The following is a 26,899-nucleotide window of genomic DNA, read 5'->3' as shown; positions in this document are numbered from 1 at the left end:
CTCAAGCTGAAATGCGATCGATCGGAGCTTTGGAATGCTTTACTGCGGCCGGCCGGAAACAATAGCTCTAGCATCCCGCGAAAACAGGCGGGGGTTTCTCCCGGTTCATGCCTCCCCGATCGAGGTGCCCGATCAAATGCCGGCCGGATTCGCCGCCAGCGCCAGGCCGAGGCGGCAGCGGTTTGGCGGCCGGGTTCGGATGGCAAGTTTCGCCATCGTGTTTCCGATGTCGGCCGCCTCCGCTGCGGAGCTTGCCAGGCCTGCCGCTCAGGCCATCCCGGACGCCGCGGTGAAAAAGCCTGACTGGACGGTCGAGCTCGGCGCCTTCGGCCTGTTCTCGCCAAAATTCTTCGGCGCCAAGGACTCCAAATTCTCTGCGCTTCCCTATGTCTCGATCAAATACAAGGACATCGCCTTTGCCTCCTTCGACAAGGGCATCGGTGTAAACCTCTTCTCGGCGAGCGGCTTCACGGCGGGAGCATTCGTGAATCTCCGGTCCGGGCGTGAGGAGAAGGACAGCAGGCGCTATCTGACCGGCCTCGGCGACATCGATCCTGCTCTCGCTGCAGGTGCCTTCGTCAAATACGACTACGGGCGGTTCTTCTCCACGCAGATCACCCTCAGCAAAGGCATCGTTTCGTTCGGCGACGACAAGAACAAGGTCAATGCCTTGGGATTTCTGGAGAAGACCAAGGGCAACCTCGGCACGCGCATCGACTGGAGCGCCGACGTGCGGATGCCGCTGCTCGACAATCGGCTGCATCTGTCCGTCGGGCCGCGCGTCAGCTTCTTCGACAAGGAATACGCGGAATCCGCCTATGGGATCACGGTCAACCAGGCGCTCGCATCCGGCTATCGGTCCTACAAGCCGAAAGGCGGTGTCGGCGAAGTCGGCGTCGGAGGCAGCGCCCGCTACCGCATCACGGATAACCTCTCCGCGACTGCTTTCGGCAGCTATACCCGGCTTGTCGGCGACGCCGCCAAGTCGCCGCTGGTGACGGGCCCCGGCGGCTCGAAGGACCAGTTCAAGGCAGGCCTCGGACTGACCTACCAGTTTGGTTTGTAAAACCGGCTGATGGGGCGGCGGAGCTTGAGGAGCGTGGCGTCGAGGGCGTGCGGCGAGACCAAATACGGTGGGAAACGCCGGGTTCGGCGCTGGCCCGCCGGTCGCGCTATCATGGATCGGTCGATGTCAGCGGCCGGCTCGCGCTGCGGGCCGCCAATCGCGAGCGCAATCGCGGTGCTACCCAGTCGAGGAAGGCGCGAACCTTCAGGCTGCGCAGGCCTCCCTCCGCATGAGCGAGGCTGACCGGCAGAGGCGCCGGTGCAAACGCCTCCAGCACCGCTTCGAGCCTGCCCTCCCGGAGGTGCTCGTCCACCTGATAGGAGAGAACTCGCACAAGGCCGAATCCGGCCAGGGCTGCGTCGATGGCCGCGATGGTTGAATTCACCGAAAGCCGTGCCCTCGGCTCCTCGCCGAGGGCCGGATTGTCACCGCGATAGCGCCATTCCGGCGTGACCGAGAAGCCGCGGAACGAGATGCCGTCGTGATCCTCGAGATCCTCGGGTGTCCGCGGCCTGCCGCGCCGAGCCAGGTAGGCCGGGCTGGCGCAAATCACTCGGCGCACATCTCCGACCTTCGTCGCGATGAGCCCGCCGGCATCGAGATGGCCGATCCGCACCGCGACATCGATATGCTCGTCGCTCAGATTGACCTGCCTGTCTTCCAGATGGAGCTTGAGCGCGATCTCCGGGCTCTGCTCGAGGAATCCGAGCGCGATCGGCAGGACGTAACGCTGGCCGAACAGCGTGGGGGCGGTGACGCGTAGTTCGCCGCGGGGCGCGCTGTACTCTCCCGCTGCGATGCGCTCGGCCTCTTCAACCTGCTCGAGGATGCGCCTGCTGGCCTCGAAATAGACCTGGCCCGCCTCAGTCAATTCGGTTCCGCGTCGCGTGCGCACCATCAGCTTCGCCCGCAGATGGATTTCGAGATCGGCGATCCTGCGGCTGATCGTTGCGAGCGGCATGCGTAGTTTTCGGGCGGCTCCCGACAGGCTCCCAGCCTTCACGACCGCGAGTAGTACCGCCATGGCGTCCAGACGATCCATGATGCTCCCATTATTCGAGAGGATAGCTCTACGAACAGTCAATACTATCCATCGACCGGGAGGACTATGTCGACCCCATCGAGGCGCTGCTTTTGGCGCTTCGCGCTCACGACGAGCCCAGGAGTTCACGATGACAGGTCTTTCACGCAGGGGATTTTCGTTGGCCGTTCCGGCCCTGGCCGCGGCCGGTGCCGGCCTGCCCTCCGTTACCTCGGCGCAGGCGCCTGCGGGGGACGAGCGCCCGGCGGCGCCGGTGCCGTTGGCGCAGATCAGGGTCGGCCGCTTCAAGGTGACTGCGCTGACCGACGGCTATGTCGATATGCCCTACGAATACTTCCCCGGCCGTTCCGCCGCCGAGGTCGAAGCGGCGGCGAAGGCCCAGTTCTCGGCGCGGACCGGGGGCGTGCGGCTGATGTTCAACCAGTACCTGATCGAGGATGGCCGCAGTCGCATCCTGATCGATGCCGGGCCAGGTGGCACGATCGGCCAGTCGGGACGGCTGCCGGCGGGACTAGGCGCGCTCGGCCTCGATCGCGGCAAGGTCGATGCCGTGATCGTCACTCACATGCACCAGGACCATATCGGGGGCCTCGTCGCCGGCGAGCAGGCCAATTTCTCCAGGGCCGAGATCTATGTCGACCGGCGCGAGCTCGCGCACTGGACCAATCCGGCGACCCGCTCGGCCTCGCCTTCCTATCTCCAGAACGGCATCAAGCTCGCCGGCGAAGTGGCGCGCCTCTATCCGAAGCTGCAGGCCATCGACGGCCAGCGCGAGATCGTCCCCGGCGTCTCGATCGTCGACCTCGCCGGCCACACCCCCGGCCATATCGGCGTGCGCATCGCCGATGCCGGCCAGAGCCTGGTCATGGCCGGCGACATGCTCTTCCCGGTGGTCCACCCGGCGGGGCTGGACGTGAACTTCCTGTTCGAGCAGGACCGCCCGGCGGCGCAGGCGATGCGCACCCGCTTCTTCCAGCGCGCGGCTGCGGAAGGTTCGCTGATCGCCGCGACCCATATGCCTTTCCCGGGGCTCGGCCGCGTCGTCGCCGATCAGGGCCAATATCGCTGGCTGCCGGCCGCCTGGGCCTTCCAGGATTAGGGGCGAGCGACAGGGCGTCACCCCAAGATGATCGACGAGGCCGGGATCGGTCCGGCCTCGTGCTCTCATGTGGTGCCGGGCCGCAGCGCGATCCCGGCTCCGGCGCAGGCCTGCCTCAGGCACAAAAATCGGCGAACCGTTAAAATGCGAGCTAAATCCGTATCGGTCGGCAAATCGCCCGTGAGCTAGAGGAGCGCCATCAACGCCCAGAACAGGCCATGACATATTCATCGCAAGACATCTCGAACGCCCTTCTCCGGATCAAGGAAGACGGGTTCGTCCTCGACAATGACGCCTTCGGCTATGCCGCGATCAGATGGGACATGCGCAGGCTCAGGCGTGACCTGCGCGAGGCAGGTTATGCCGGCGCCGAGCTCGCCCAGGGCCGGATGACGAACGAGGGCGAGGATATCTGCTGGCTCTACGATCCCGAAACGATCGGGAAGGACAAGGTCGACCGCCTCGCAGCAGCGCGGCACTCGGCGCTCTACGGCGAATAGCCGCCTGGAGTTGGCGTTCGAACAACGCAGCCTCAAAGCAGCCTTGCCATGGCCGAACCCTGCCAACGCAACCGGCGACGGTACCTCCGGATCGGCTGAAGCCTGGCGTAAGCTCGCGCCTATCGTCCCTGCTGTGCCCGGCAGGGCGGAGCAACGTCCTGTTCGAGGGCTTCCGCTTGCGCCTCGTACGCGCTCGCCATGGCCATCAGGCGGGCTGCGGCCTCATGATCGCAGGCCGTGTCGGCCCAACGGCGGCACTTGAACGCTTTCACACGCAAGTCCTGAGCCTGTCGAATTCTGTCGTGGTCCATGAGGGCGCTCCAGCACAGCAGATCGCCATGCACCTTGTGGCCGTCAGGGCGAGAAACGCTTCGGGCTGTGTGGGGGGCGAGAGCCTGGACAATTTTAGTGCATCTGCTTTGATCAGCATGGGGGTGCGCGGCGTCTCGTCGAGCAGCAGATCGCCGTCCTTACCCAGCTCGGCGTCAGCTGTGCGAGTTTCCGGATCGAAGGTCAGCGCAACGTCGATGAAGTCGGCGGTCATAGCGCGGACAATGTCGCCCGCGCGCAAGCCGCGACACGCCCCCGCTAGCCGCCCGAACCACCATCCACCAACAATTAAATCGGACCTCTCGGTGGGGGGCGGATCACTGGTACGAGCGCGGAAGCAGCGTTCGCAAGGCGCAGGCCGCCGAATATTTCGACAATTGTCGAAATATGGCTTGACGGCTTTTCGCGAGCGGCGCAGTTTACTTCCATGAAAGTCGAAGAAGCAGCAAAGCAGCTTGAGGCGCTCGGCAATCCGACTCGCCTTGAGCTCTACCGGGTGCTCGTCCGTGCTGGCCATGGCGGGTTGCCGGTCAACCAGGTGCAGGAGCGTCTTGGCATCCCGGCCTCTACCCTCTCGCACCACCTTCAGCGCCTCGTGCAGAACGGGTTGGTCTCGCAGGAACGTCAGGCCACGACCCTGATCTGCCGAGCCCAATACCCTGCGATGGCTGCCCTGCTGGGCTTTCTTGCGGATGAATGCTGCGCCGACGAAGCCTGCTCTGCATCCGATCGGGCCGCGTGAACTGATTTTTTATTTGCCCAATAATTCGATCATTCTAGAAGAATAGGATAACCTGTGATGAGGGAACTTCCCGTAGCCGTCATCGGTGCCGGGCCAGTCGGCCTCGCCGCCGCCGCCAACCTCGTCTCGCGCGGCCTTGCCGTAAAGGTTTACGAAGCTGGCGCCGCGGCCGGCGCGAATATCAGCGATTGGGGCCATGTTCGGCTGTTCTCGCCGTGGACCTATAACGTCGACCCGGCCGCCCGCTCGCTGCTGGAAAAGGCGGGATGGCAGGCACCAGGTGAAGCGGTTTATCCCACTGGCGCCGAGCTTGTCCGGGAGTACCTTGCACCCCTTGCGAAATCCCCTGCGCTGACGCCGGTCATCGAGTACGGAGCGCGCGTCAAGGCGATCGGCCGGCGCGGTATCGACAAGGTCGTCAGTCGCGAACGCGGCTTGCACCCCTTCCAGCTTACCATCGTCGACAACGACGGGCGCGTCCGCCGCGAGCTTGCGCGGGCGGTCATCGACGCCTCGGGAACCTGGACGTCACCAAATCCGCTCGGAGCGGGCGGCGTGGCCGCGGAAGGCGAGGAGACGTTCCGCGATCGGATCGCCTACAGCATTCCGGATGTGCTCGGCGGTGATCGGGATAGCTATGCAGGTCGCACGACGGTGGTCGTCGGCGCCGGCCACTCGGCTGCAAATGTGCTGCTCGATCTCGCCGAACTTGCCGCAGTGGAGCCCACCACCAAGGCGATCTGGCTGACACGCAGCAGCAATCTTGCTCGCGTGTATGGCGGCGGCGCCAACGATCAACTCGCAGCACGCGGCGACTTGGGCCAGAAGCTGCGGCAGCTCATCGAAACCGGCCGCATCGAGCTCGTCACGAGCTTCGCGATCACAGCCGTGCGCCAGGCGAACGGCCAACTCGCACTTGACGGCGAAACGCCGGAAGGCGCTCGCACAGTCGGGGCCGTCGACCGGATCGTGGTTTGCACAGGCCAGCGCCCCGATCTGGCCTTGACCCGCGAACTGCGCATCGAGCTTGACCCGTGGCTGGAAAGCGCCAAGGCGCTCGGGCCGATGATCGACCCCAACCTGCACTCCTGCGGTTCGGTGCCGCCGCACGGCCACCGCGAGCTGTCTCATCCGGAACCGGGCTTTTACACCGTGGGAATCAAGAGCTATGGCCGCGCGCCGACGTTCCTGATGCTGACAGGTTATGAGCAGGTCCGTTCGGTGGTCGCGGCAATCGCCGGCGACATGGCGGCGGCCGACAATGTCCAGCTCGTGCTGCCTGAAACCGGCGTATGCACGAGCGCGCCTGAGAGTGCCGGCGGTTGCTGCGGCGGCCCGGCCCCGCGCGACGCAGACGCAGACGCAGACGCCTGCTGCGTCGACGACGCTTCCGCCAAGGCACAAGGCAAGTCAGGTTGCGGCTGCAGTAGCTCCGCAAAAACGAGTGAAGCCGCCCAGGCCCAATGACGACGCTTGCTACCTTCGAAACGAGCCCGGCTCCGGCCGCCGGAAGCGGGCTCATCATCGCTCTGGGCATCACTCAGGTCGCCGGTTACGGCGCGCTCTATTACGCGTTCGCCGTACTCGCGCCTGGCATGACCAGGAGCATGGGCTGGGCGCCCGAATGGACCTATGGCGGCTTCGCTCTCGGACTGCTGGCAGGCGGCCTCGCTGCGCCGTTTGCAGGGCGCTTGATCGACAGATGCGGCACGCGTCGGATGATGAGCATCGGCAGCGTGCTGGCGAGCCTATCTCTCTTTGCCTTGTCCAAGGCCGAGGGATTGGTCAGCTACTATGCGGCGATGGTCGCCCTCGAGGTCGTATCGACGCTGGTTTTGTATGACGCCGCATTCACGGCTCTCACCCAGGCGCATGGCGCGGGAGCCAGGCGAGCAATCAGCAAGCTGACGTTGATCGGCGGCTTCGCCTCGACATTGTTCTGGCCGCTCACCACCGCCCTTGTGGCGCAGGCTGACTGGCGCACGATCTACCAGATCTACGCGGTCGGCTATCTCGCCCTGGCGCTGCCATTGCACGCGTTTCTGTTGCCCCGCGGCCGGGCGACGTTGGCCGCAAACCCCGCTCAGCCAATCGAGATGCCGGATGGCGCTGGCTATCTCGCCGGGGCGGCTCGCCGACGCGCTTTTGTCCTGCTGGCGATCGCGTTCTCGCTGCAAGGCTTCGTCGTCTCGGCCATGTCGGTTCACATGCTGACGTTGCTGCAGGGCTTCGGCTTCAGTGCAGCGCTGGCGGTCACCCTGGGTGCCATGGTCGGCCCATCGCAGGTGACCGGCCGGCTGATCGAGATGCTGTTCGGCACCAATGTGCCTCCGGTGACGACTGCATGGGTCTCTGGCGCGCTCATGCCGCTCGGATTCATGCTGCTGGTTTTCGGCGGCGGCATGGCCGTCATCGCTGGGCTATTCGCAATCGCCTACGGCGTTAGCATGGGACTGAGTTCGATCGTCCGCGGCACGGTGCCGCTCCAGCTCTTCGGTCCCGCTGGCTATGGCGCCATGCTCGGCAAACTGTCCGCGCCAGGCCTCGTCATCCGCGCCGCTGCCCCGTTGGGATTTGCCGTGCTGATGGAGCGCGCAGGACTTTCAGCAAGCACGGCGGTCCTTGTTACCCTTTCCGGTGCGGCGGCATTGGCACTGCTTCTGCTCGCACGCGGCGTGCCTCGCTAAAGCGCAGCAGCGCCGGCAGCACGCCGTTCACCGTCGCCGGCCTGCCGATCGCCAGGAACGCTGCCCTGGTCGAGGCCGGTCTCGACATCGCCCTCAGTGCCAACGCGACGCTGGGCGCCTCCTGCACCGCCCAGCTCGCAGAAGACACACAGGATCACGCCTTCAAGGCAAACCTGGCAGTGAGGTTCTGAAAGAGGGCTTGCGAAGAGCTTCTGCGCGCCCTGTGACGTTCGAAAACTTTGAGCCTAGGACGCGATCGCCAGAGCGATGGCGATGGCCAGTAGCAAGGGCCCCATCCATTTGAAGTGGCCGGCCACCGTCGTTACCCAAGCGGGCTGGTTGGCAGCATTTCCGGGCAATGGCAGATAACCGAGGCCTACGGCCGTCATCCATAGGCCTGCGCAGAACATGATGAATTCGTCGATATAGGCTGCGATCATCACTGTTGCCTTGATATGAGGGCGTGTCCCTTCACCCGTCGGAAACGTCTGAAGTCTGACTTATGGCACCAGATGCCAGGTCCGCAAAATCCCAGTTAACCCCGGCTAGTCCCGCACAATCCCTGCCATTGCCATGTGATTGTTCGTTTCACACCACTCACGTCTGCCCGGGCCGCAGCTTGTAAAAAACGTGCCGGCCGATCGTGTCCATCTTCTTCAGCTTGCGCGCCCAGTACGGCCGGACATAGTCGGCGTGGTAGTGCGTCGAGGCGCCGACTTCGGCCAGATAGGTCGTGCCGTCATAGACCTCGCGGGCGATGCGGGTGGCGTCGCGCCAGGGGCCGGGCTCGGTGATGCGCAGCGACTTGCCCTCGCAGGCGAAGGTGAACTGGCAGGCGAGGTGGCGGCTGGCGTTCTGGTAGACCGCGCCGCAGACCGTATTCGGATAGAGCCCGCTCTTGACCCGGTTGAGCACGACCTGCGCCACCGCGGCGCGGCCCTGCTCGCCCTCCGAGCGCGCCTCGAAATAGATAGCTTCGGCCAGGCAGCGCTGCTCCTTGGCCATGTTCTCGGGCGCGATCAGGCTGGTGTAGATCTGCTTCTCGGCGGGATCGACGGTGCGCAGATCAGTGGTTGTCCCGCGCTCCGATTTGGCGACGCGGCTGCGCGATTTCGGCTCGCTGGCGACCGGCGCCATCTGCATCGGCGTGGCCGAGGTAGCGGCCGCCATGCCTGTGGCCGCCGGCGTACCGGAGGACTGGCCGAGCGTCGCGGAGACCGTTGGTGTCGCGCCGTCGAGGTTTTCCGGGTTCAGTTCGCCATGGCGCGGTGAGCCGATGCTCTTGGGCACCGCTGTCGGCGACGAATCGGACAAAGCCGGGTCGGTGACCCCTTCGTCGCGCAGGAAGGGCTCGAAGCCGAGTGGCGGCTCATCCGGGCTTTCCAGCGCGTCGAGCGAGAAGCCGCCCGAGATCAGTCCCGGCTGGGTGTCGCCGAAGACGACGCTTTCGAGCTCGCCGGGCGGGCCGTTGCGGGTCAGCGTCGGGCGAAGGCCGATAAGCGGGTCGCCCTTGCTGCTGCGGTCGACTTGCGGGAAGGCGCTGGCGGTGCGCTTCATGTCCTCGCGCGGCCGGCGCGGATCGATCGCGAAGATGGTCTCGGGCTGCTCGAAGGAATGGCGCGCCGGCTGGATCAGGCGGGAATAGGCGCGCTGCGGCAGATGGAAGGCGCTGCTCGCGACGAGCAGAGACGGGCCCTCAGTGAGATCAGAGAGCGGGCCGGGCGCAGTGCGCGCGATCAGCGAGCCCGGCGGGCCGGAGGCGTCGGGATTCTGTCCGGCCGAGGCGGTGAAGGAGACCAGCATGCCGGCCGAGAGCGCCCAGGGCGCCACCGTCGCCAGCGCCCAGCGCAGGCGCTGCCAGCCCATTCGCTTCGATCGCCGACGCAGACGCAACTGACCCAGGCCCTCGTATCCGAAAGACAACAGATGAGCTGCCGCGAATATGGATGATGCAAATTCGCGACAGTTCGATAATCCCTTGTCAGGGTTGAAGCCGGGTTAACGCGGAGGCACTTGCCACGGCTGCTCTCCGCCAAAAGACGGCTTTCGCGATCGGCGAGATTTCCCTTATGCTGCGCCGCAACAAAGGGAGAGAGACATGACCGCCACCGCCTTCAAGGCTGATTCCGAAGCCAATGCCGTTGCGTTGATCGCTGCCGCCTTGCCCGGTTTCGAGGCCTTGCTGGAAGAGGCAGTCGCCGCGGTCAGGCAGAAGGTACTGGTCGAGGGCCGCATCTCCTCGGCGAAGCTGGAGCAGGAGCAGCACGCCGCCCATGGCCTGTCCTGGCTCGCGACCTATGTGATGGCGCTGCGCGAACTCAAGGCCTATGGCGAGCGCCTGCAGAGCGAAGATCGCTACGGCGCGATCGAGGACTACGCCATCAGGATCGGCGCCGGCGAGTATGCGGCGCAGATCTTCGGCGGCATCCCGATGAGCCAAGGCGAGATCGTCCGCCTACCGGTGCTCGGCCTCTCCGCCAAGGCCGTCGCCGCTGCCTGCTCGGACGCGGCCGAGGCACTGATCGCCGAAGGCAATACGCCGGAGAACCGCGCCCGCTTCGTCGCCCTGTTCAGCCAGAGCCAGGGTCTCGCCAGCGTCGGCGATCCCGGCCTCGACGAGACGCTGGAAGCGATCCGCTCGGAGATGCGTCGCTTCTGCGAGCAGCAGGTGACGCCGCATGCGCATGAATGGCACTTGCAGAACGAATACATCCCGATGCCGGTGGTCGAGCAGATGGCTGAGCTCGGCGTCTTCGGCCTGACCATCCCCGAGGAGTTCGGCGGCATGGGCCTGTCGAAGGTCTCGATGTGCGTCGTCTCCGAGGAGCTCTCGCGCGGCTATATCGGCGTCGGCTCGCTCGGCACCCGCTCGGAGATCGCCGCCGAACTGATCCTGAACGGCGGCACGGACGAGCAGAAGGCCTATTGGCTGCCGAAGATCGCCTCGGGCGAGATCCTGCCGACCGCCGTCTTCACAGAGCCCAATACCGGCTCGGATCTCGCTTCACTGCGCACCAAGGCGGTGAAGGATGGCGACACCTGGAAGGTCTCCGGCAACAAGACCTGGATCACCCATCCGGTCCGCGCCGACATCATGACGCTCTTGGTGCGCACCGATCCGGAGGCGCCGGGCTATCGCGGCCTCTCGATGCTGATCGCCGAAAAGCCGCGTGGCACCGACGCCGAGCCGTTCCCGGTGGCGGGGTTGACCGGCGGCGAGATCGAGGTGCTCGGCTATCGCGGCATGAAGGAATACGAGCTCGCCTTCGACGGTTTCGAGGTCAAGGGCGAGAACCTGCTCGGCGGCGTCGAGGGGCAGGGCTTCAAGCAGTTGATGCAGACCTTCGAGGCGGCCCGCATCCAGACCGCGGCGCGCGCGCTCGGTGTCGCGCAATGCGCCTTCGATCTCGGCCTGCGCTATGCCCAGGAGCGCATCCAGTTCGGCAAGCCGCTGATCGCCTTCCCGCGCGTCGCCGACAAGCTCGCCATGATGGCGGCCGAGCTCGTCATCGCTCGCCAGCTCACCTATTTCGCCGCCCGCGAGAAGGATGCCGGCCGGCGCTGCGATCTCGAGGCCGGCATGGCCAAGCTCTTGGGCGCCCGCGTCGCCTGGGCTGCGGCCGACAACGCGCTGCAGATCCATGGCGGCAACGGCTTTGCGTTGGAGTACCCGGTCAGCCGCGTGCTCTGCGACGCCCGCATCCTCAACATCTTCGAGGGCGCCGCCGAGATCCAGGCCCAGGTGATCGCGCGCCGGCTGGTCGAGGGGTGAGGCGGGCGTCTAGCTCAAAGGCTCGCCGCCGCCCGCGCCGCCTGGTCGTACTGGCCGGAGAGCGAGCGCATCGCCGCGGCGATCTCGGACAAGCGGACAGGGTCGATGCCGGTCGCGAGCACCGATTTGACCAGCAATTGCTCGCGGATCTGGGCGTAGCGCTTGCAGGCTTCTTCGCCGGCCGGGGTTACGGCGACCGTCTTTTCCTTGCCCTTGCGCCCGCTTTTCAGGAGCTTCAGGCGCTCGAGCTTCTTCAGCGAATAGTTCACCAGATGCGTGTCCTCGATATTGAGGACGAGGCAGATGTCGGCGAGGCGCTTGGGCTTGCCGCGGTGGTTGACGTTGTGCAGGACGAGCACGTCCATCGGCGTCAGCTCCGGCACGCCGGCTGCCGTCATGGCGCGCAGCATCCAGCGGTGGAAGGCGTTGACGGTCATCGTCAGCGCGAACTCGAACTCCGACAGCGCCGGCATCGCGCCCGAAGCGAGATGGCCGGAGGAGACGATCGGGCCGAGGTCGTCGGAAGATTGCATCATGCGGTGCCGGATAGAGCGCGGGATCCCCTCTCCCGAATGGGAGAGGGGTAGGGGTGAAGGACTGCCCTCTCAAGTTTGGATGACAGCGTTGCCGCGGCGCCATTTACGGAAACGGCAGGCCCTCATCCGGCGCTCCGCGCCACCTTCTCCCATCCGGGAGAAGGGGAAGAGGCGGTTCGTCCGTCTTGGCCGTAATGCCTCACATCTTCTTGTAGGCGTCGACGATGGCCTGGCCGTCGGCGCCGGCCTTCTTCAGCCAGTCGGCGGTCAGGGTCTCGCCGGCCTTCTTGAAGCCGTCCTTGAGGGCGGGCGAGGGGGCGTTGACCTTCATGCCCTTGGCCTTGAGCTGGTCGAGATACCAGTTGGTCTTCTCTTCCCAGGTCTTCCAGCCGCGGGCTTCGGCATCGGCCGAGGCCTTGAGGATCGCGTCCTGCGCCGGCTTGTCGAGCGCGGCGAAGGCGGCCTTGTTGACGAAGGTGGCGTTCTTCGGGATCCAGGCCTGGACGTCGTAGAAATGCGTCAGCGTCTCCCAGGCCTTCGAGTCATAGCCGGTGCCGCCCGACGACATGAAGGAGTTGACCACGCCGGTCGCCAGCGCCTGCGGCAGTTCCGCCGCCTGGATCGTCACCGACTGCATGCCGAGGATTTCGCCGAGGCGGGTCGTGCCGACATTGTAGGCCCGCCATTTCAGGCCCTTCATGTCCTCGATCGTATTGATCTCCTTCTTGGCGTAGACGCCCTGCGGCGCCCAGGGAACCATGAACAGGAGCTTGATGCCCTGGCTGTCGAGCTTCTTCTCGACCGCCGCCTTCGAGGCCGCATAGAGCTTCTTCGACTCGACGAAGGAGGTCGCCAGGAACGGCACGACGTCGATGCCGAAGATCGGGTCCTCGTTCTCGTGCAGCGACATCAGCACCTCGCCCATCTGGGCCTGGCCGGTCTGGACGGCGCGCTTGATCTCCGGCGCCTTGAACAGCGCCGCGTTGGCGTGGACGGTGATCGAGAGCTTGCCGCCGGTTGCCGTCTCGACGTCCTTGGCGAAGGTGGCGAGGTTCTCGCTGTGCGGATTGTCCGACGGGTAGGCCGCCGGCAGGTTCCACTTCGCTTGGGCGAATGCCGCCGGGGCGGCGAGTGAAAGGCTCGCGGCGGCGACGCCGGCGACGAGCATGCCCTTGATGAAATCGCTGCGCTTCATGGTGTTCTCCGTTCCCTCTTGGCGATTATGTATCATTGCGGAAAGGCGAGCTGGGGCAAGACCATCACGATCTGCGGGAAGACCGTGATGATCGCGACCGCAGCGACGAGCAGGAAGAAGAACGGCAGCGCGGCGAGCGCGACCGTGTTCGAATCCTTGCCCGACATCGTCTGCAGCACGAACAGGTTGAAGCCGACCGGCGGCGAGACCTCCGCCATCTCGACGATCAGCACCAGGAAGATGCCGAACCAGACCAGGTCGAAGCCGGCGGCCTTGATCATCGGCAGCACGATCGCGGTGGTCAGCACGATCATCGAGATGCCGTCGAGCGCGGCGCCGAGCACGATGTACATCACCGTGAGCGCCGCGATCAGCGCGTAGGGCGAGAGGTGCAGCGAGTCGACCCAGGCGGCGAGCGCGGCCGGGATGCCGGTATAGGCCATCGAGGTCGACATGAAGGAGGCGCCGGCGAGGATCAGCATGATCATGCAGGTGATCCGCGTCGTGCCCATTACGCTCAGCCAGAAGGCTTCCTTGGTCAGCGAGCCAGACCACCAGGCGATGCCGAAGGAGCCGAGCACGCCCCAGGCGGCGCATTCCGTCGCCGTCGCCCAGCCGAGCAGCAGCGACAGGAAGACCAGCGCGATCAGCAGCATGCAGGGGATGAGATTGGCCGATTCCCTGAGCTTCTCGCGCAGCGCCATCTTCGGCTCGGCCGGCGGCGCCTTGTCGGGGTTCATGAGATGCCAGACGACGATGTAGCCGGAATAGAGCGCCATCACGAGCAGGCCGGGCAGGAAACCGGCAAGGAAGATCTGGATGATCGAGACATTCGCCGCCACCGCATAGACCACCATGGTGATCGAAGGTGGGATCAGGATGCCGAGCGTGCCGGCACCGGCGAGCGAGCCGAGCGCGAGCTTCTCGTCATAGCCGCGACGCTTCAGCTCCGGCAGGGCGATCTTGGCGACGGTGGCGCAGGTCGCGGCCGAGGAGCCGGAGACCGAGCCGAAGATGCCGCAAGCCAGCACGTTGACGTGCATCAGCCGGCCCGGCAGCCAGTTCAGCCAGGGTGCGAGGCCGCGGAACATCTCCTCGGACAGCCTTGTGCGGTACAGGATCTCGCCCATCCAGATGAAGAGCGGCAGCGCGGCGAGCGTCCAGGAGGCGCTGTTGCCCCAGATGGTGGTCGCGAGCACCGCGCCGGCCGGGATGCCACCAGCGACGAACTGCATCGCGACCCAGCCGCAGGCCATCAGAGAGATCGCGATCCAGACGCCGCCGGCGAGCAGGACGACGAGCAGGACGAGCAGCAGTGCGGAGATTTCGATCATCGCCATCGTGTCAGACCCCGCTCGCCATGGCGCGCTCGACGATCTCGTCGTCGGATTGCGGCGGCGGCTTCTCGTAGCGCGGCGTCTGCCCGCGCAGTACGACATGAACGAACTCGTCGAACATGGCGACGAACAGGATGACGAGGCCGCCGGAATAGCCGAGCTGCGGGATCCACATCGGCATGGCGACGACACCGCCGGCGACGTCGTTGAACTCGTAGGACTGCCAGGTCATCACCACGGCGTGCCAGGCGAAGAAGCCGGCGAAGCCGAGGCCGAGGATCAGCGAAAAGCACTCGAAGAGCCAGCGCGTGCGGCCCTGGAAACGGTCGATCAGCAGGCCGACCCGGATCATCTCGCCGGATTTGAAAGTGTGGGCGAGGCCGAGGAAGGCCATCGCCGCCATGCACCAGGAGGCGAAATCGTCGCCGGCGGGGATGTTGAAGCCGACCTCGCGGCCGATCGACAGCCCCATCATCAGGACGAGGATCGCGATCAGGAAGAGGCCGGCAGCATAGCCGGAGAAGAGGTAGAGCGCGTCGAGGAAGCGGCGGATCATGCGCGCGCCTCCGGACGGCGTGCCGCCACGCCAGCCGATTGCGCCATGCGCAAAGCAGCGGTTGCCAGGACCGGTCCCGTCATGAAAGCCTCCCCTAGATCGGCCCGGCCCCTCAGCCATGTCCCGATCGCAAAGCCGATCCTAATCGGCGAAATGAGCTTGTCAACGTTTCATCGACGATTTATCGATGAAACGTCAAAGAGCCGTTATGGCCAATAAGCGGGGGATCAGATGACGAGCGGCCGTTGGGACTTCTGGATCGACCGTGGCGGCACCTTCACTGACGTGATCGGCCGCGATCCTGCAGGCAAATTGCATGCCCGCAAGCTGCTCTCCGAGAATCCCGGCGCCTATCGCGACGCCGCCGTCCAGGGCATCCGCGATCATCTCGGCCTCAAGGCCGGCGAGCCGATCCCGGCTGGTACGGTCGGCGAAGTCCGCATGGGCACGACGGTCGCGACCAATGCCCTGCTCGAGCGCAAGGGCGATCGCACGCTGCTCGTCACCACCAAGGGCTTCCGCGACGCACTGCGCATCGGCTACCAGGCCCGGCCCGACATCTTCGCCAAGGAGATCATCAAGCCTGAGCAGCTCTATGACGCCGTGGTCGAGGTCGAGGAGCGCGTGCTCGCCGATGGCTCGGTCGAGAAGGCCGCTGACGAGGCCGCGATCCGCTCTGCATTGCAGGCGCAATACGATGCCGGATTCCGCGCCATCGCGATCGCCTTCATGCATGGCTATCGCTATCCGGCGCATGAGCAGCTCGCTGCCAAGGTGGCTAGGGATATCGGCTTCCCGCAGGTCTCGGTCAGCCATGAGGTCTCGCCGCTGATCAAGCTGGTCGGGCGCGGCGACACCGCCGTGGTCGACGCCTATCTCTCGCCGATCCTCGCCCGCTATGTCGCACAGGTCTCGGAAGAGCTCGACATCGCCCGCACCGGCGCCCGGCTGATGTTCATGATGTCCTCGGGCGGTCTCACCGCTGCCGAACTGTTCCAGGGCAAGGATGCGATCCTGTCCGGCCCCGCAGGCGGCGTCGTCGGCTTGGCCGAGACCGGCCGTTCGGCCGGCTTCGACAAGGTCATAGGCTTCGACATGGGCGGCACCTCGACCGACGTCGCCCATTTCGACGGCGAATATGAGCGCGCCTTCGAGACCGAGGTCGCCGGCGTGCGCATGCGCGCCCCGATGATGCTGATCCACACCGTTGCTGCGGGTGGCGGGTCCATTTTGCATTATGACGGCTCGCGCTTCCGCGTCGGCCCCGATTCCGCTGGCGCCAATCCCGGCCCGGCCGCCTATCGCCGCGGCGGGCCGCTCGCCGTGACCGACGCCAATGTCATGGTCGGCAAGCTGATCCCGTCCTATTTCCCGGCGATCTTCGGGCCCGGCCAGGACCAGACGCTCGATGTCGCGGCAGTGCGCGGGAAGTTCGCGACGGTCGCGGCCGAGGTTGGCGATGGTCGCTCGCCCGAGGAGGTCGCCGACGGCTTCGTCCAGATCGCCGTCGCGAACATGGCCGAGGCGATCAAGAAAATCTCAGTGCAGCGTGGCTATGACATCACCCGTTATGCGCTGAACTCCTTCGGCGGCGCCGGCGGCCAGCATGCCTGCCTCGTCGCCGACGCGCTCGGCATCAAGACCGTGCTGCTGCACCCCTTCTCAGGTCTGCTCTCGGCCTATGGCATGGGCCTCGCCGAGATCCGCGCCACCCGCACCGCGGCGCTCGACGTGCCGCTCGACGCCGAGGCCAAGGCTGCGATTGCCGCTGTCGGCGAACGGCTGGGCGCTGAGACCCGGAGCGAGGTCGCCGGCCAGGGCGTGCCCGATGGCGATATCGCCATCCATGTCCGCGCCCATGTTCGCTATGCCGGCACTGATACGGCGATTGCCGTCGCCTTCGGCAGCCGTGCCGAGATGCAGGACGCCTTCCAGGCAGCCCACAAGGCCCGCTTCGGCTTCATGGACGAGACCAAGGCGCTGGTGGTCGAGGCCGTCGAGGTCGAGGCCGTTGGTGGCGGCGCTCGCTTCGAGGAGGCTGCGGCCGCCGAGAGTGCCGGCGAGCCCGGAATCGCTGAGCGCACCCGCTTCTTCTCGAAGGGGCAATGGCACGAGGCGGCGATCGTCCGGCGCGAGGCGATGGCCCGGGGGCAGGGCATTGCCGGCCCGGCGATCGTGATCGAGCCGAACCAGACCGTCGTGGTCGAGGATGGCTGGACCGCCAAGCTCACCGCCAAGGACCATCTCGTCCTGACCCGCAGCAAGGCGCTGGTCCAGAACGCCGCGATCGGCACCAAAGCCGACCCGGTCATGCTCGAGATCTTCAACAACCTGTTCATGTCGATCGCCGAGCAGATGGGCGTGACACTGCAGAACACCGCCTATTCGGTGAACATCAAGGAGCGGCTCGACTTCTCCTGCGCAGTCTTCGCGTCGGATGCCTCGCTTGTCGCCAACGCCCCGCATATGCCGGTCCATCTCGGCTCGATGGACAAGTCGGTCGAGACTGTCATCAAGAACAACCCGGTGATCAAGCCGGGCGACGTCTACTGCCTGAACGCCCCCTATAATGGCGGCACGCATCTGCCTGACATCACGGTCTGCACGCCGGTCTTCGACAATGAGGACAGGGACATCCTGTTCTGGGTGGCGAGCCGCGGCCACCATGCCGATGTCGGCGGCACCGCGCCGGGCTCGATGTCGCCGCTCGCGACGAATATCGAGGAGGAAGGGGTCTATATCGATAATTTCAAGATCGTCGATCAGGGTCGCTTCTGCGAGGAGGATCTGGTCAAGCTCCTGACCGGCGCGCGCTATCCGGTGCGCAACGTCGTCCAGAACGTCAACGACCTGAAGGCCCAGATCGCCGCCAACGAGAAGGGCGTGGCCGAGCTGAAGAAGATGATCCGCTCCTTCGGCCTCGACGTCGTCCAGGCCTATATGGGCCACGTCCAGGACAATGCCGCCGAAAGCGTCGCGCGCCTGCTGACGAAGCTGCACGACGCCGAATTCACCTATCCGATGGACCAGGGCTGCGCGATCAAGGTGAAGATCACCATCGATCGCGACAAGCGTGAGGCCACCGTCGACTTCACCGGCACCTCGCCGCAGCGCGAGGACAATTTCAATGCGCCGGCGCCCGTCACCCGCGCCGCCGTGCTCTACGTCTTCCGCGTCATGGTCGACGACGCGATCCCGATGAACGCCGGCTGCCTGCGGCCGATCAAGGTGATCGTGCCGGAGGGTTCGATGCTGGCGCCGCGTTATCCGGCCGCCGTCGTCGCCGGCAATGTCGAGGTCAGCCAGGCCGTGACCAACACGCTGTTCGGCGCGCTCGAGGCGATGTCGTCCTCGCAGGGCACGATGAACAACCTGACCTTCGGCAACGACCAGTATCAGTATTACGAGACGATCTGCTCGGGCTCGCCGGCCGGTCCGGGCTTCAACGGAACCTCGGGCGTGCATGTCCACATGACCAATTCGCGCCTAACCGATCCGGAGATCCTGGAGACGCGCTTCCCGGTCGTGCTGGAGGATTTCCACATCCGCGCCGGTTCGGGTGGCAAGGGCGAATGGAATGCTGGCGACGGCACCAGCCGCACCATCCGTTTCCTCAAGACGATGGACTGCGCCATCCTCGCCTCGCATCGCAAGGTCAGGCCCTTCGGCATGAAGGGCGGCGAGCCTGGCGAGCTTGGCAAGACGCTGGTCAGGCGGCTTTCGGGCGCGGTCGAGGAGCTCAAGCCCAGCGATCAGACGCTGCTCCAGGCCGGCGAGGCGGTGACCGTGATCACGCCGACCGCCGGCGGCTATGGAAAGCGCAAGGGTTGAGGCTTAGGTCTGGTCTTCGAGACGGAGACCAGACCATGCCCCAGACCTGGATGATCACCGGTGCCAATCGCGGCATCGGCCTGGCGCTGACGATGGAATTGCTGCGGCGAGGCGACCATGTCGTCGCCGCAGCGCGCGATCCCTGGGGCGGGGCACTGGCGGAGGTCGCAGGCGGGCAGGCCGGGACGCTGACCCCGCTTGAGCTCGACGTCACCTCGGATCGTAGCATCGCCGCGGCAAAGCAGGCGCTCGATGGCCGGCCGATCGACGTGCTCGTCAACAATGCCGGCGTCTACGGCCCGCGCGACCGGCAATCGGCGCTCGACATGGACTTCAAGGCCTGGCGTGAGGTCTTCGAGGTCAATGTTTACGCCCCGCTACGTGTAGCGCAGGCCTTCCTGCCCAATGTCGAGGCGGGCTCGGGCCGCAAGATCGTGACGATCTCCAGCCAGATGGGCTCGCTTGGGCGCAATCCGTCGGGCGCCGTCGCCTATCGCTCCTCGAAGGCGGCAGTGAACATGGTGATGGTCACCTTCGGCAATGCGGTGCGCGACAGTGAGGTCGCAGTGCTGCTCTTCCATCCCGGCTGGGTCCGCACCGATATGGGTGGCGGCGGCGCTGATATCCCGCCGACCGAGAGCGCCGCCGGGCTGATCGCGACGATCGACGCCTCGGGCATGGCTCAGACCAACAGCTTCCGTAACTGGAAGGGCGAGGCGATTCCGTGGTGATCGCCTCGCGCTGAAGATCAGTTCCCGCGGGTCGAGGCCAGCCAGATCCCGCCGCCGATCAGGAAGCCGCCGCTGAACTTCGACATCAGCCGGACGCGCCTCTGCGATAGGAAGCGGCCGGCCCGGCCGGAGAGGATCGCATAGGCGCTGTCGCTGACTGCGGCGAAGAGCATGGCGGTCGCACCCATGATCGCGATCTGGGTGGCGTAGTCGCGCGCCGGATCGAGGAACTGCGGGAAGAAGGCGCCGAAGAAGACCAGCGTCTTCGGGTTGCTGAGCGCGACCAGCAGCCCTTGCAGGAAGAAGCCCCCGCGTGGCGGGCGCGCCTCGGCGGCGCCATCCGTGATCTCGCCGGCGCTGCGGTACATCTTCCAGCCGAGCCAGATCAGATAGGCGGCACCGGCGAGCCTGACCCAGTCGAACCAGTGGCCCATCGCGGCGATGACCGAGCTCAGGCCGATGCCGACGATGGCAATCATGATCACCAGCCCGGCCTGGGTTCCTGCCATGTTGAGAAGGCCGGCGCGGCTACCATGCTTCAGGCTGTTGGCGATGATCAGCGTCACCGTCGGGCCGGGCACGATCACGATGACGAAGCAGGCGACGAGATAGGCGGCGAACAGCTCGAATGACATGGGGGAGCCTCCGGACGGCTTGGCGGCCGCCTTTAAGGCGGCTCTCCATTCCTCTCCTGTTTGCGAAGGCCTGTCGAGAGAGGGGGGGGCGCGTGGCGAGCATCGAGTTTCAGGTCGCCCCGCTGACGCCGGCGCACTGGCCGGCGCTGGAGGATCTCTTCGGGCCGCAAGGGCCCTGCTATGGCTGCTGGTGCAACCATTTCCGCATGCCGCCAAAGCTGCGCAAGCCGCTGCTCGGCGATGGCGCGCGGCAGCTCTTCGAGGAACGGGTGAGGACAGGCCCGCCACCCGGCGTGCTCGCTTTCGCCGGTGACGTTGCCGTCGGCTGGCTGCAGATCGGGCCCCGGGTGCATGTGCCCGAGTGGAACAACCCGCGCCGTGCTTCGACGCCTCTGCCCGACGCGTCTTCAGAGGACGAGCGCAACTGGGCGGCATCGTGCTTCTTCGTCCGCAAGGGCTTTCGCGGCAAGGGCGTCACGGCCGCGCTGCTGTCGGGCGGGGTGGTTTTCGCGCGGGCTAGCGGCGCGCACCTGGTCGAGGGGGCGCCGATGGACAATGAGGGCAAGCGCAGCGCCGATGGGCTCTATGTCGGCCCAGAGAGCGTGTTTCAGCGTGCCGGTTTCGTCGAAGTTGCGCGGCAGAAGCCCGGCCGGCCGCTGATGAGATTCATGCTCTGACGGCAGGATGCCGAAGGCTGATGCATAAAAGGCTGTCAAGCTAAAAGTTTCAAATATTTGAGTTGGTTAGCTGGCTCCGTTAAGCATCTGTTTGCTTCGCAGCTGCGAGAAGTCGGCCGCTCGGCTTTGGCGGTGGATGTGATGCGGCGGTTCGGGTTGACGGCGAAGATCACGGTGCTTTTCGCGATCTTCGGCATCGCGGCGGCGCTCGGTCTTGCCAGTGCCGTGCGCGGGCTTGATTCCGTCCATGAGATCGACCGCGAAGCCTTTGGCGGGCAGCAGCTCGCCAACAAGGCTGCATTGCTTTCCAGCCGCGTCGCGCAGGCGTCGCTGCTCAGCCGTTTCGACGACGCGACCGAGCCGCGAGCCGTCGAGCAGGCGCTCGATCAGCTCGATGCCGCAGTAGAGCTCGTCGATGCGGCACGCGCCAACTTAGCGTCTTCGTTGCCGGCAAACATATTGCAGGCCAATGCCACCTTGGATGCGCGCATCCGGACCTTCATCGATTTCCAGCGCGACATCGTCGATATCGGCCGCAGGGTCTCGCCGAAGGCGGCATTGATCGAGGCCTCGGCCGAAGCCGCCAAGGAGAATGTCCGCCAGATCATGCTGGTGACCTCGCTGATGCGCGACGAGCTCGACCGGCAGGCCGGGATCGCTGCGGCCCGCGCACAGGACCTCGCCTCGCAAGTGAGGTTGCGCGTCATCATGATTGCCGCCGGCCTGCCACTCGCCGGTGGGCTGCTGGCGATCTTGATGTTGCGGGCGCATCTGACCCGGCCCCTGCGGGAGTTGATGGATACGATCAAGCTGGCGACATCGTCGGATCGGGTCGTCGACGTACCGCATCGCAAGCGCCGCGATGAGATCGGCGAGCTCGCCCGCACGGTGCGGACGCTGAGCGAGGTCCGCGCTACCCTCGTCACCCGCGATGCCGAAGCCGACCTGTCGCAGCTGCATCAGCAGCGGCGCACCGAGGAGTTGCACAGGATCGCCCAGGAGTTCGAGGCGCGGATCGGCCGCCTGCTCGCCGATATCGGCCGGCTGAGCGAGGGGCTGCGCGGGGCGCTTGCCGCATCCGCCGCCCGCTCAGCGCAGATCTCGCATAGCGGCAGTGCTGCGGCCCAGGCGGTCGCCGGGGCAGGCGAGGAGGCGCAGCGCATCGCCGATGCCGCGGTGCGGCTGGAAGAGGTGGTCGAGCAGATCAATCGCGAGGTCAGGCGCGTCTCGGAGACCGCGAGCCTGGCGACCCGCGACGCGGCCGGCACGGTCGGTCTGGTTGGCCGGCTGACCGAGAACGCCGGCAAGATCCGCGACGTCGTCCAGCTGATCGAGGCGATCGCCCGGCAGACCAACCTGCTCGCGCTCAACGCCACGATCGAGGCGGCGCGGGCCGGCGCACAGGGCCGCGGCTTTGCCGTCGTCGCCAGCGAGGTGAAGGCGTTGGCGACGCAGACCGCGGACGCGACGGCGCAGATCTCGGCCCGTATCGCGACCGTGGACGCGGCATTGTCGCAAGCCGCTCAGGCGATCATCGGCATCGCTAGCCGCGCCGGCGCGGTCGAGCAGGCGAGCACCGAGATCTCGACCATGGTCGCTTCGCATACCGGCCTGCTGCAGGGGCTCGGCGAGACCATCGCGCGGATCTCGGTGGTCACCGGGCAGGCCGCCGCCGCGGTCACGACGATCGCGGGAGCCGGTGTCCAGACCACCGCCCATGCCGAGCAGGGCGCGAGTGGCGCCCGGCAGCTCGACGAGCGGATCTCGGCTTTGCAGGCGGAGGCCGACGAGTTCGCCCGGCGCCTGCGCGCCGCCTGAACCGACTTGCCTTGGCCGGCCGACTCGCGGCCATGTGCGCCATGCCAAAAAGCATGTGCATCCCCTCATGAGCTGGTCACCGCAGCAGGACGCGGCGCTCGCCGCCGTGGCCGATTGGCTCAAGGCCGGCTCGCCGCAGCTCTTTCGCCTGTTCGGCTATGCCGGTACGGGCAAGACCACGCTCGCCCGCCATCTCGCCGAAGGCGTCGACGGCACGGTCGTCTTCGCCGCCTTCACTGGCAAGGCCGCGCTCGTCCTGCGCAACAAGGGCTGCGAGGGCGCGCAGACCATCCATTCGCTGATCTACCGCTCGCGCGGCGTCGACGAGGAGAGCCCGACCTTCGTGCTCAACCGCGAGAGCACTGCCGCCAAGGCCAAGCTGATCATCATCGACGAATGCTCGATGGTCGATGAGGAGCTCGGCCGCGATCTGCTTTCCTTCGGCACGCCGGTGCTGGTGCTCGGCGATCCCGCCCAGCTGCCTCCGGTCAAGGGCGGTGGCTTCTTCACCGAGGCCGAGCCCGACGTGATGCTGACCGAGGTCCATCGCCAGGCGGCCGACAATCCGATCGTGCGCATGTCGATGATCGTGCGCGAGGGCGGGCGGCTCGAGATCGGCGACTACGGCGCGAGCCGGATCATCCGGCGTGACCAGATCACGCCGGAGATCGTGCTGTCGGCCGACCAGGTCCTGGTCGGCATGAACAAGACGCGCCGGCTCTACAATGCCCGCATGCGCCAGCTCATGGGCCATGTCGCCAACGTGCCGGCGGTCGGCGAGAAGCTGGTCTGCCTGCGCAACGACAAGAGCAAGGGCCTGCTCAATGGCGGCGCCTGGATCGTGCAGGAGCTCAAGACCTCGAAGAAGGGTCTCATCACCATGCGGGTGACGCCGGAGGACGACACCGGGGGTAAGCCGGTGAAGGTCTCGGTCATGCCGAACTTCTTCGATGGCACCGAGGATGAAGTGCCCTGGGAGCTGCGCCGCCACACCGACGAGTTCACCTTTGGATACGCGCTCACCGTCCACAAGGCGCAGGGCTCGCAATGGGACAACGTCGTCATGTTCGACGAGGCCTTCGCCTTCCGCGAGCACCGGGCGCGCTGGCTCTATACCGGCCTGACGCGCGCGGCCGAGACGATCACCGTGGTGATGTAGGCTCGGTCGGGAAGGCAGGCCGCGTTGCGTGGCCGCTACGGCGAATGTCCCAGCCCTGAGAATTCACGCTCCGAGCCGTAATTCTTGAGCACATCCTTGGCTATGATCAGCCTTTGAATCTCGCTGGTCCCGTCAAAGATCCGAAAAGCGCGCGTATGACGGAACAGCCGCTCGACCGTGCCACGAGCGACGCCGAGACCGCCAAAGATCTGCACCGCCTGATCGACGATCTGAAAACAGGCCTCGGTCGAGAAAAGCTTTGCGATGGAGGCTGATCTCGCGAGCGGGTGGCCGAGATCGTATTGCCAGGCAGCCTTGTAGACCAGCAACGCAGAGGCATCGACGGCGACCGCCATATCGGCGAGCTTGCCCTGGATCATCTGATGGTCTGCGATGGGCTTCTTGAAGGCGGTCCGAGACAAGCTGCGGCCGGTCGCCTCATGCATCGCGCGTTTCGCGAAGCCCAGTGTCGCCGCGCCAACTGTTGGGCGAAACACTTCGAGAGCGTGCATGGCGATGTCGAAGCCTTGCCCTTCCTCCCCGAGCATTGCATCCGCCGGCACGCGACATTCATCGAGAGTCCAGGTCCCGACAGTATGCGGAGACATGACCTCGACGCGCTCTTCCAGGCGCAATCCGGGATTTTTCCCATCGACCAGGAATGCCGAAATCCCGCCCGCTCGCTCCGTTCTCGCGAACACGACGTAGAGATCGGCCAGGCCGGCGTTGGACGTCCAGGTCTTTCGACCATTGAGGATGAATTGGTCGCCGCCGCGCCGAGCGCTCGTCGTGATCGCGCGTGCATCCGAGCCGGCCTCCGGCTCCGACAGCGCGAATGCGGGCAGCAATCGCCCCGCCAGATAGTCGTCAAGATAGCGCTCCAGCTGTGATCGGCTCCCGGCGAGCATGATCGGCAACATGCCCAGCCACGGCTCGGAGATCGAAACATCGGCGATGCCCGAGCAGTACGCCGAGATTTCGCGCAACAGGCAGATGCTGCGCAGATCGAAGCGCCTGAAGCCGGGTGTCTGCACATCAGACGGCGCCGTGGGGGCGAGCCATCGACTGGCGCCCAGCATCTCGAAAATTTCCCGGGCGGCTGTCCCATCGCCGCCTTCGTCCGCTTGAAATCGGTGGAGGTCGCGAACGGCCCAGTCCGTGAAACCCTGTGCGAGATCTCGGTGTGGCGCTTCGAAAAAGGGCAAATCCAGGTGCGATAGGTCCAAGCAAGCCTCGCTTACGAGCATGTTCCGAACGTGCTGGGCGTGAAACTTTGGGCCGCGCGCCGTAATCCGATCTGTCCACCTTCGACTACGCGCTCACGGTCCACAAGACGCAGGCCGGTGCAATGCTGCAAGCAGGCACGCACGCTCGAGGTCCTTGGGCCGGCCGAAGCCTTCGATCATGCGCCTGAGCTCGTCCCGCTCGGGGACATAGACCGTTGCTGCGCCGACTGTGATTGCCTGGCGCGTCATCGGCTGGACCGGATGCCAGATATCGCCGACGCGGTGCTCGAAACCGGCCATGAGATCCACGGGCACGGGCGGCGCTGACCACTTTGCCAGGATCTCTGACCTGAATAGCGAGTTGGGTGGCCCTTGATAGGGCTCGATGCCGAGAGCCGGCAGGATGCGGCTGATATCCTCGACGCTCAGCAGGACGTCGACATCGGCGACGGTGATCGGGCTGGCACCGTGGAGGGCCGCCGCGGCACTGGCGATGATCCACCAGGGATCACGTGTCGGCCCCATGATTGCAGCGACGGAACCGAGGGTTTCGATCAGGGGCGCTGGCAGGTTCATGGCGGGCCTATAGCAGCCTTGAGGGCGGCTCCGCCATGCTTGACGCTGACGAGACAAGGTCGAGCCAGACCGCCACGGTAGATTGGAATTGCGCAGAGCGATGCTGGCGGAGAAGAATTTTCTTGGTATGCGATGGTGTCGGGCCGCCCGGCGACGCATCGAGAGCCATCATGAACATCGCCCAGAACTTCGACCTGTGGATCGACCGCCGCGGCAGCAACTGCGCCAAATGGGACAAGATGGAGGCCATCTATGGCGTCCCGGTTTCCGACGGCATCGCCATGTGGGTCGCCGATATGGACTTTCGCCCGCCGGCTTGCGTCCAGGCCGCGATCGAGGCAATGGCCGCTCACGGCGTCTATGGCTATTTCGGCGATGAGCGGACGAATAGCGACGCCATCCGCTGGTGGATGAAGGAGCGCCATGGCTGGGTGGTCGAGCCACAGGCGATCTTCACCACGCACGGGCTGGTGAACGGCACGGCGCTCTGCGTCGACGCCTATACCAAGCCGGGCGACGGCGTCGTCCTGATGACGCCGGTCTACCACGCCTTCGCCCGTGTCATTAAGGCGGCCGGCCGCGAGGTCGTCGAATGCAAGCTCGCGCAGCAGGACGGCCGCTACGTCCTCGACATCCCCGCCTGGGATGCGCAGATGACCGGCAAGGAGCGGATGCTGATCCTGTGCTCGCCGCACAATCCGGGCGGCCGGGTCTGGAGCCGTGATGAGCTCAGGCAGATCGCCGATTTCTGCGTCCGCCACGACCTGATCCTGGTCTCCGACGAGATCCACCACGACCTGGTCATGCCGGGATACAAGCACACGGTCATGGCCAATGCCGCGCCGGAGATCCTGGATCGCCTGGTGATGATGACCGCGACGACCAAGACCTTCAACATCGCCGGCGCCCATGTCGGCAACGTCATCATTCCCGATGAGGCGCTGCGCGCTCCGTTCCGCGCCCGGATGAATGCACTCGGCATCTCGCCGAACTCCTTCGGCATGGAGATGTCGACGGCTGCCTACAGCCCGCAGGGCGCAGCCTGGGTCGACTCCTTGGTCGCCTATCTCGACGGCAACCGCCGGCTCTTCGACGACGCCGTCGGCAGCATTCCCGGCATCCGCTCGATGCCGCTGGAATCGACCTACCTCGCCTGGGTCGATTTCGCCGGCACCGGGATGGATGCCAAGGAGTTCATCGCCCGCGTCGAGAAGCAGGCGAAGATCGCGGTGAACCACGGGACGAGCTTCGGCGCCGGCGGCGACAGCTTCCTGCGCTTCAATCTTGCGACCCAGCGCTCCGTCGTGATCGAGGCCGCCGAGCGCCTGAAGAAGGCGTTCGCCGATATGCAATAGGCGGCGCTGGCGAGGTCGAACTTGCCAGC

General features: G+C 65.8%; 24 protein-coding genes. 13 read left to right on the top strand and 11 right to left on the bottom strand.

The window, feature by feature from the left end; genetic code table 11:
* Positions 1-34: 34 nt before the first annotated feature.
* Entirely contained in the window at positions 35-1,066 is a 1,032-nt protein-coding gene (locus ACSQ3M_RS07140) for a MipA/OmpV family protein (protein ID WP_436149387.1), read from the top strand.
* A 109-nt stretch (positions 1,067-1,175) separates the two neighbouring features.
* On the opposite strand, the gene ACSQ3M_RS07135 is transcribed toward ACSQ3M_RS07140, so the two are convergent.
* Positions 1,176-2,108, bottom strand: a complete 933-nt coding sequence (locus ACSQ3M_RS07135) for a LysR family transcriptional regulator (protein ID WP_436149386.1) — start codon at positions 2,106-2,108, stop codon at positions 1,176-1,178.
* A 130-nt stretch (positions 2,109-2,238) separates the two neighbouring features.
* On the opposite strand from ACSQ3M_RS07135, the gene ACSQ3M_RS07130 reads away from it, so the two are divergent.
* Both ACSQ3M_RS07130 and ACSQ3M_RS07125 read left to right on the top strand, forming a co-directional pair.
* Positions 2,239-3,207, top strand: coding sequence for an MBL fold metallo-hydrolase (locus tag ACSQ3M_RS07130; protein WP_436149385.1), 969 nt, complete (start codon positions 2,239-2,241; stop codon positions 3,205-3,207).
* A 218-nt stretch (positions 3,208-3,425) separates the two neighbouring features.
* Positions 3,426-3,707 carry a hypothetical protein gene (locus ACSQ3M_RS07125; RefSeq protein WP_436149384.1) on the top strand — a complete coding sequence of 94 codons (282 nt, stop codon included), beginning with the start codon at positions 3,426-3,428 and terminating at the stop codon, positions 3,705-3,707.
* 268 nt (positions 3,708-3,975) lie between these two features.
* Here the strand turns inward: ACSQ3M_RS07125 and ACSQ3M_RS07120 are convergent, their stop codons facing one another.
* Positions 3,976-4,251 (bottom strand): hypothetical protein, encoded by a 276-nt coding sequence (locus ACSQ3M_RS07120; RefSeq protein WP_436149383.1) that lies wholly within the window; start codon positions 4,249-4,251, stop codon positions 3,976-3,978.
* A gap of 213 nt (positions 4,252-4,464) precedes the next feature.
* On the opposite strand from ACSQ3M_RS07120, the gene ACSQ3M_RS07115 reads away from it, so the two are divergent.
* The 3 genes from ACSQ3M_RS07115 to ACSQ3M_RS07105 are packed head-to-tail and all read left to right on the top strand — an operon-like array spanning position 4,465 to position 7,466.
* Positions 4,465-4,779, top strand: a complete 315-nt coding sequence (locus ACSQ3M_RS07115) for an ArsR/SmtB family transcription factor (RefSeq protein ID WP_436149382.1) — start codon at positions 4,465-4,467, stop codon at positions 4,777-4,779.
* A 57-nt stretch (positions 4,780-4,836) separates the two neighbouring features.
* The gene (locus ACSQ3M_RS07110; protein WP_436149381.1) at positions 4,837-6,246 is read left to right on the top strand and encodes an FAD-dependent oxidoreductase; all 1,410 of its coding nucleotides are present in this window, start codon (positions 4,837-4,839) and stop codon (positions 6,244-6,246) included.
* A complete protein-coding gene (locus tag ACSQ3M_RS07105; RefSeq protein WP_436149380.1) occupies positions 6,243-7,466 on the top strand; it encodes an MFS transporter in 1,224 nt (407 codons plus the stop codon). Before ACSQ3M_RS07110 ends, ACSQ3M_RS07105 begins: the two co-directional genes overlap by 4 nt.
* A gap of 245 nt (positions 7,467-7,711) precedes the next feature.
* Here the strand turns inward: ACSQ3M_RS07105 and ACSQ3M_RS07100 are convergent, their stop codons facing one another.
* Complete coding sequence (locus ACSQ3M_RS07100) at positions 7,712-7,906, bottom strand: hypothetical protein (protein WP_436149379.1); 195 nt, start codon at positions 7,904-7,906, stop codon at positions 7,712-7,714.
* 157 nt (positions 7,907-8,063) lie between these two features.
* Positions 8,064-9,332, bottom strand: a complete 1,269-nt coding sequence (locus ACSQ3M_RS07095) for a cell wall hydrolase (RefSeq protein ID WP_436149378.1) — start codon at positions 9,330-9,332, stop codon at positions 8,064-8,066.
* Between the two features lie 232 nt (positions 9,333-9,564).
* Here ACSQ3M_RS07095 and ACSQ3M_RS07090 point away from each other — a divergent pair, with 232 nt between their 5' ends.
* Entirely contained in the window at positions 9,565-11,238 is a 1,674-nt protein-coding gene (locus ACSQ3M_RS07090) for an acyl-CoA dehydrogenase family protein (protein ID WP_436149377.1), read from the top strand.
* A gap of 14 nt (positions 11,239-11,252) precedes the next feature.
* Here the strand turns inward: ACSQ3M_RS07090 and ACSQ3M_RS07085 are convergent, their stop codons facing one another.
* From ACSQ3M_RS07085 to ACSQ3M_RS07070, 4 genes are all read right to left on the bottom strand, one after another.
* Positions 11,253-11,771, bottom strand: a complete 519-nt coding sequence (locus ACSQ3M_RS07085; protein WP_436149376.1) for a winged helix DNA-binding protein — start codon at positions 11,769-11,771, stop codon at positions 11,253-11,255.
* A 202-nt stretch (positions 11,772-11,973) separates the two neighbouring features.
* Positions 11,974-12,969 (bottom strand): TRAP transporter substrate-binding protein, encoded by a 996-nt coding sequence (locus ACSQ3M_RS07080; RefSeq protein ID WP_436149375.1) that lies wholly within the window; start codon positions 12,967-12,969, stop codon positions 11,974-11,976.
* Between the two features lie 32 nt (positions 12,970-13,001).
* A complete protein-coding gene (locus ACSQ3M_RS07075) occupies positions 13,002-14,309 on the bottom strand; it encodes a TRAP transporter large permease (protein WP_436149374.1) in 1,308 nt (435 codons plus the stop codon).
* 4 nt (positions 14,310-14,313) lie between these two features.
* Positions 14,314-14,862 carry a TRAP transporter small permease gene (locus tag ACSQ3M_RS07070; protein WP_436149373.1) on the bottom strand — a complete coding sequence of 183 codons (549 nt, stop codon included), beginning with the start codon at positions 14,860-14,862 and terminating at the stop codon, positions 14,314-14,316.
* A 231-nt stretch (positions 14,863-15,093) separates the two neighbouring features.
* Between ACSQ3M_RS07070 and ACSQ3M_RS07065 the strand changes: the two genes are divergently transcribed.
* Together ACSQ3M_RS07065 and ACSQ3M_RS07060 are read left to right on the top strand one after the other, a co-directional pair.
* On the top strand, positions 15,094-18,693 hold the full coding sequence (locus tag ACSQ3M_RS07065; RefSeq protein ID WP_436149372.1) for a hydantoinase B/oxoprolinase family protein: 3,600 nt from the start codon (positions 15,094-15,096) through the stop codon (positions 18,691-18,693).
* A gap of 35 nt (positions 18,694-18,728) precedes the next feature.
* On the top strand, positions 18,729-19,424 hold the full coding sequence (locus ACSQ3M_RS07060; RefSeq protein WP_436149371.1) for an SDR family oxidoreductase: 696 nt from the start codon (positions 18,729-18,731) through the stop codon (positions 19,422-19,424).
* Between the two features lie 17 nt (positions 19,425-19,441).
* On the opposite strand, the gene ACSQ3M_RS07055 is transcribed toward ACSQ3M_RS07060, so the two are convergent.
* Positions 19,442-20,059 carry a LysE family translocator gene (locus tag ACSQ3M_RS07055; protein WP_436149370.1) on the bottom strand — a complete coding sequence of 206 codons (618 nt, stop codon included), beginning with the start codon at positions 20,057-20,059 and terminating at the stop codon, positions 19,442-19,444.
* A gap of 92 nt (positions 20,060-20,151) precedes the next feature.
* On the opposite strand from ACSQ3M_RS07055, the gene ACSQ3M_RS07050 reads away from it, so the two are divergent.
* The 3 genes from ACSQ3M_RS07050 (at position 20,152) to ACSQ3M_RS07040 (ending at position 23,713) form a co-directional block, all read left to right on the top strand.
* The gene (locus tag ACSQ3M_RS07050; protein ID WP_436149369.1) at positions 20,152-20,736 is read left to right on the top strand and encodes a GNAT family N-acetyltransferase; all 585 of its coding nucleotides are present in this window, start codon (positions 20,152-20,154) and stop codon (positions 20,734-20,736) included.
* A gap of 156 nt (positions 20,737-20,892) precedes the next feature.
* Entirely contained in the window at positions 20,893-22,554 is a 1,662-nt protein-coding gene (locus ACSQ3M_RS07045; protein WP_436149368.1) for a methyl-accepting chemotaxis protein, read from the top strand.
* Positions 22,555-22,621: 67 nt separating this feature from the next.
* Entirely contained in the window at positions 22,622-23,713 is a 1,092-nt protein-coding gene (locus ACSQ3M_RS07040) for an ATP-dependent DNA helicase (protein ID WP_436149367.1), read from the top strand.
* 35 nt (positions 23,714-23,748) lie between these two features.
* On the opposite strand, the gene ACSQ3M_RS07035 is transcribed toward ACSQ3M_RS07040, so the two are convergent.
* Together ACSQ3M_RS07035 and ACSQ3M_RS07030 are read right to left on the bottom strand one after the other, a co-directional pair.
* Positions 23,749-24,939 carry an acyl-CoA dehydrogenase family protein gene (locus ACSQ3M_RS07035; RefSeq protein WP_436149366.1) on the bottom strand — a complete coding sequence of 397 codons (1,191 nt, stop codon included), beginning with the start codon at positions 24,937-24,939 and terminating at the stop codon, positions 23,749-23,751.
* A 93-nt stretch (positions 24,940-25,032) separates the two neighbouring features.
* Positions 25,033-25,515, bottom strand: a complete 483-nt coding sequence (locus ACSQ3M_RS07030; RefSeq protein ID WP_436149365.1) for a hypothetical protein — start codon at positions 25,513-25,515, stop codon at positions 25,033-25,035.
* Between the two features lie 170 nt (positions 25,516-25,685).
* On the opposite strand from ACSQ3M_RS07030, the gene ACSQ3M_RS07025 reads away from it, so the two are divergent.
* Positions 25,686-26,870: a MalY/PatB family protein gene (locus tag ACSQ3M_RS07025; RefSeq protein WP_436149364.1), complete on the top strand. Its 1,185-nt coding sequence runs from the start codon at positions 25,686-25,688 to the stop codon at positions 26,868-26,870.
* Positions 26,871-26,899 lie beyond the last annotated feature (29 nt).

This window comes from Allobosea sp. LjRoot90, from assembly GCF_964254315.1.
GTDB lineage: Bacteria > Pseudomonadota > Alphaproteobacteria > Rhizobiales > Beijerinckiaceae > Allobosea.
The sequence above is the reverse complement of the archived record's forward strand: the minus strand, read 5'-3'. Positions and strand labels throughout refer to the sequence as shown.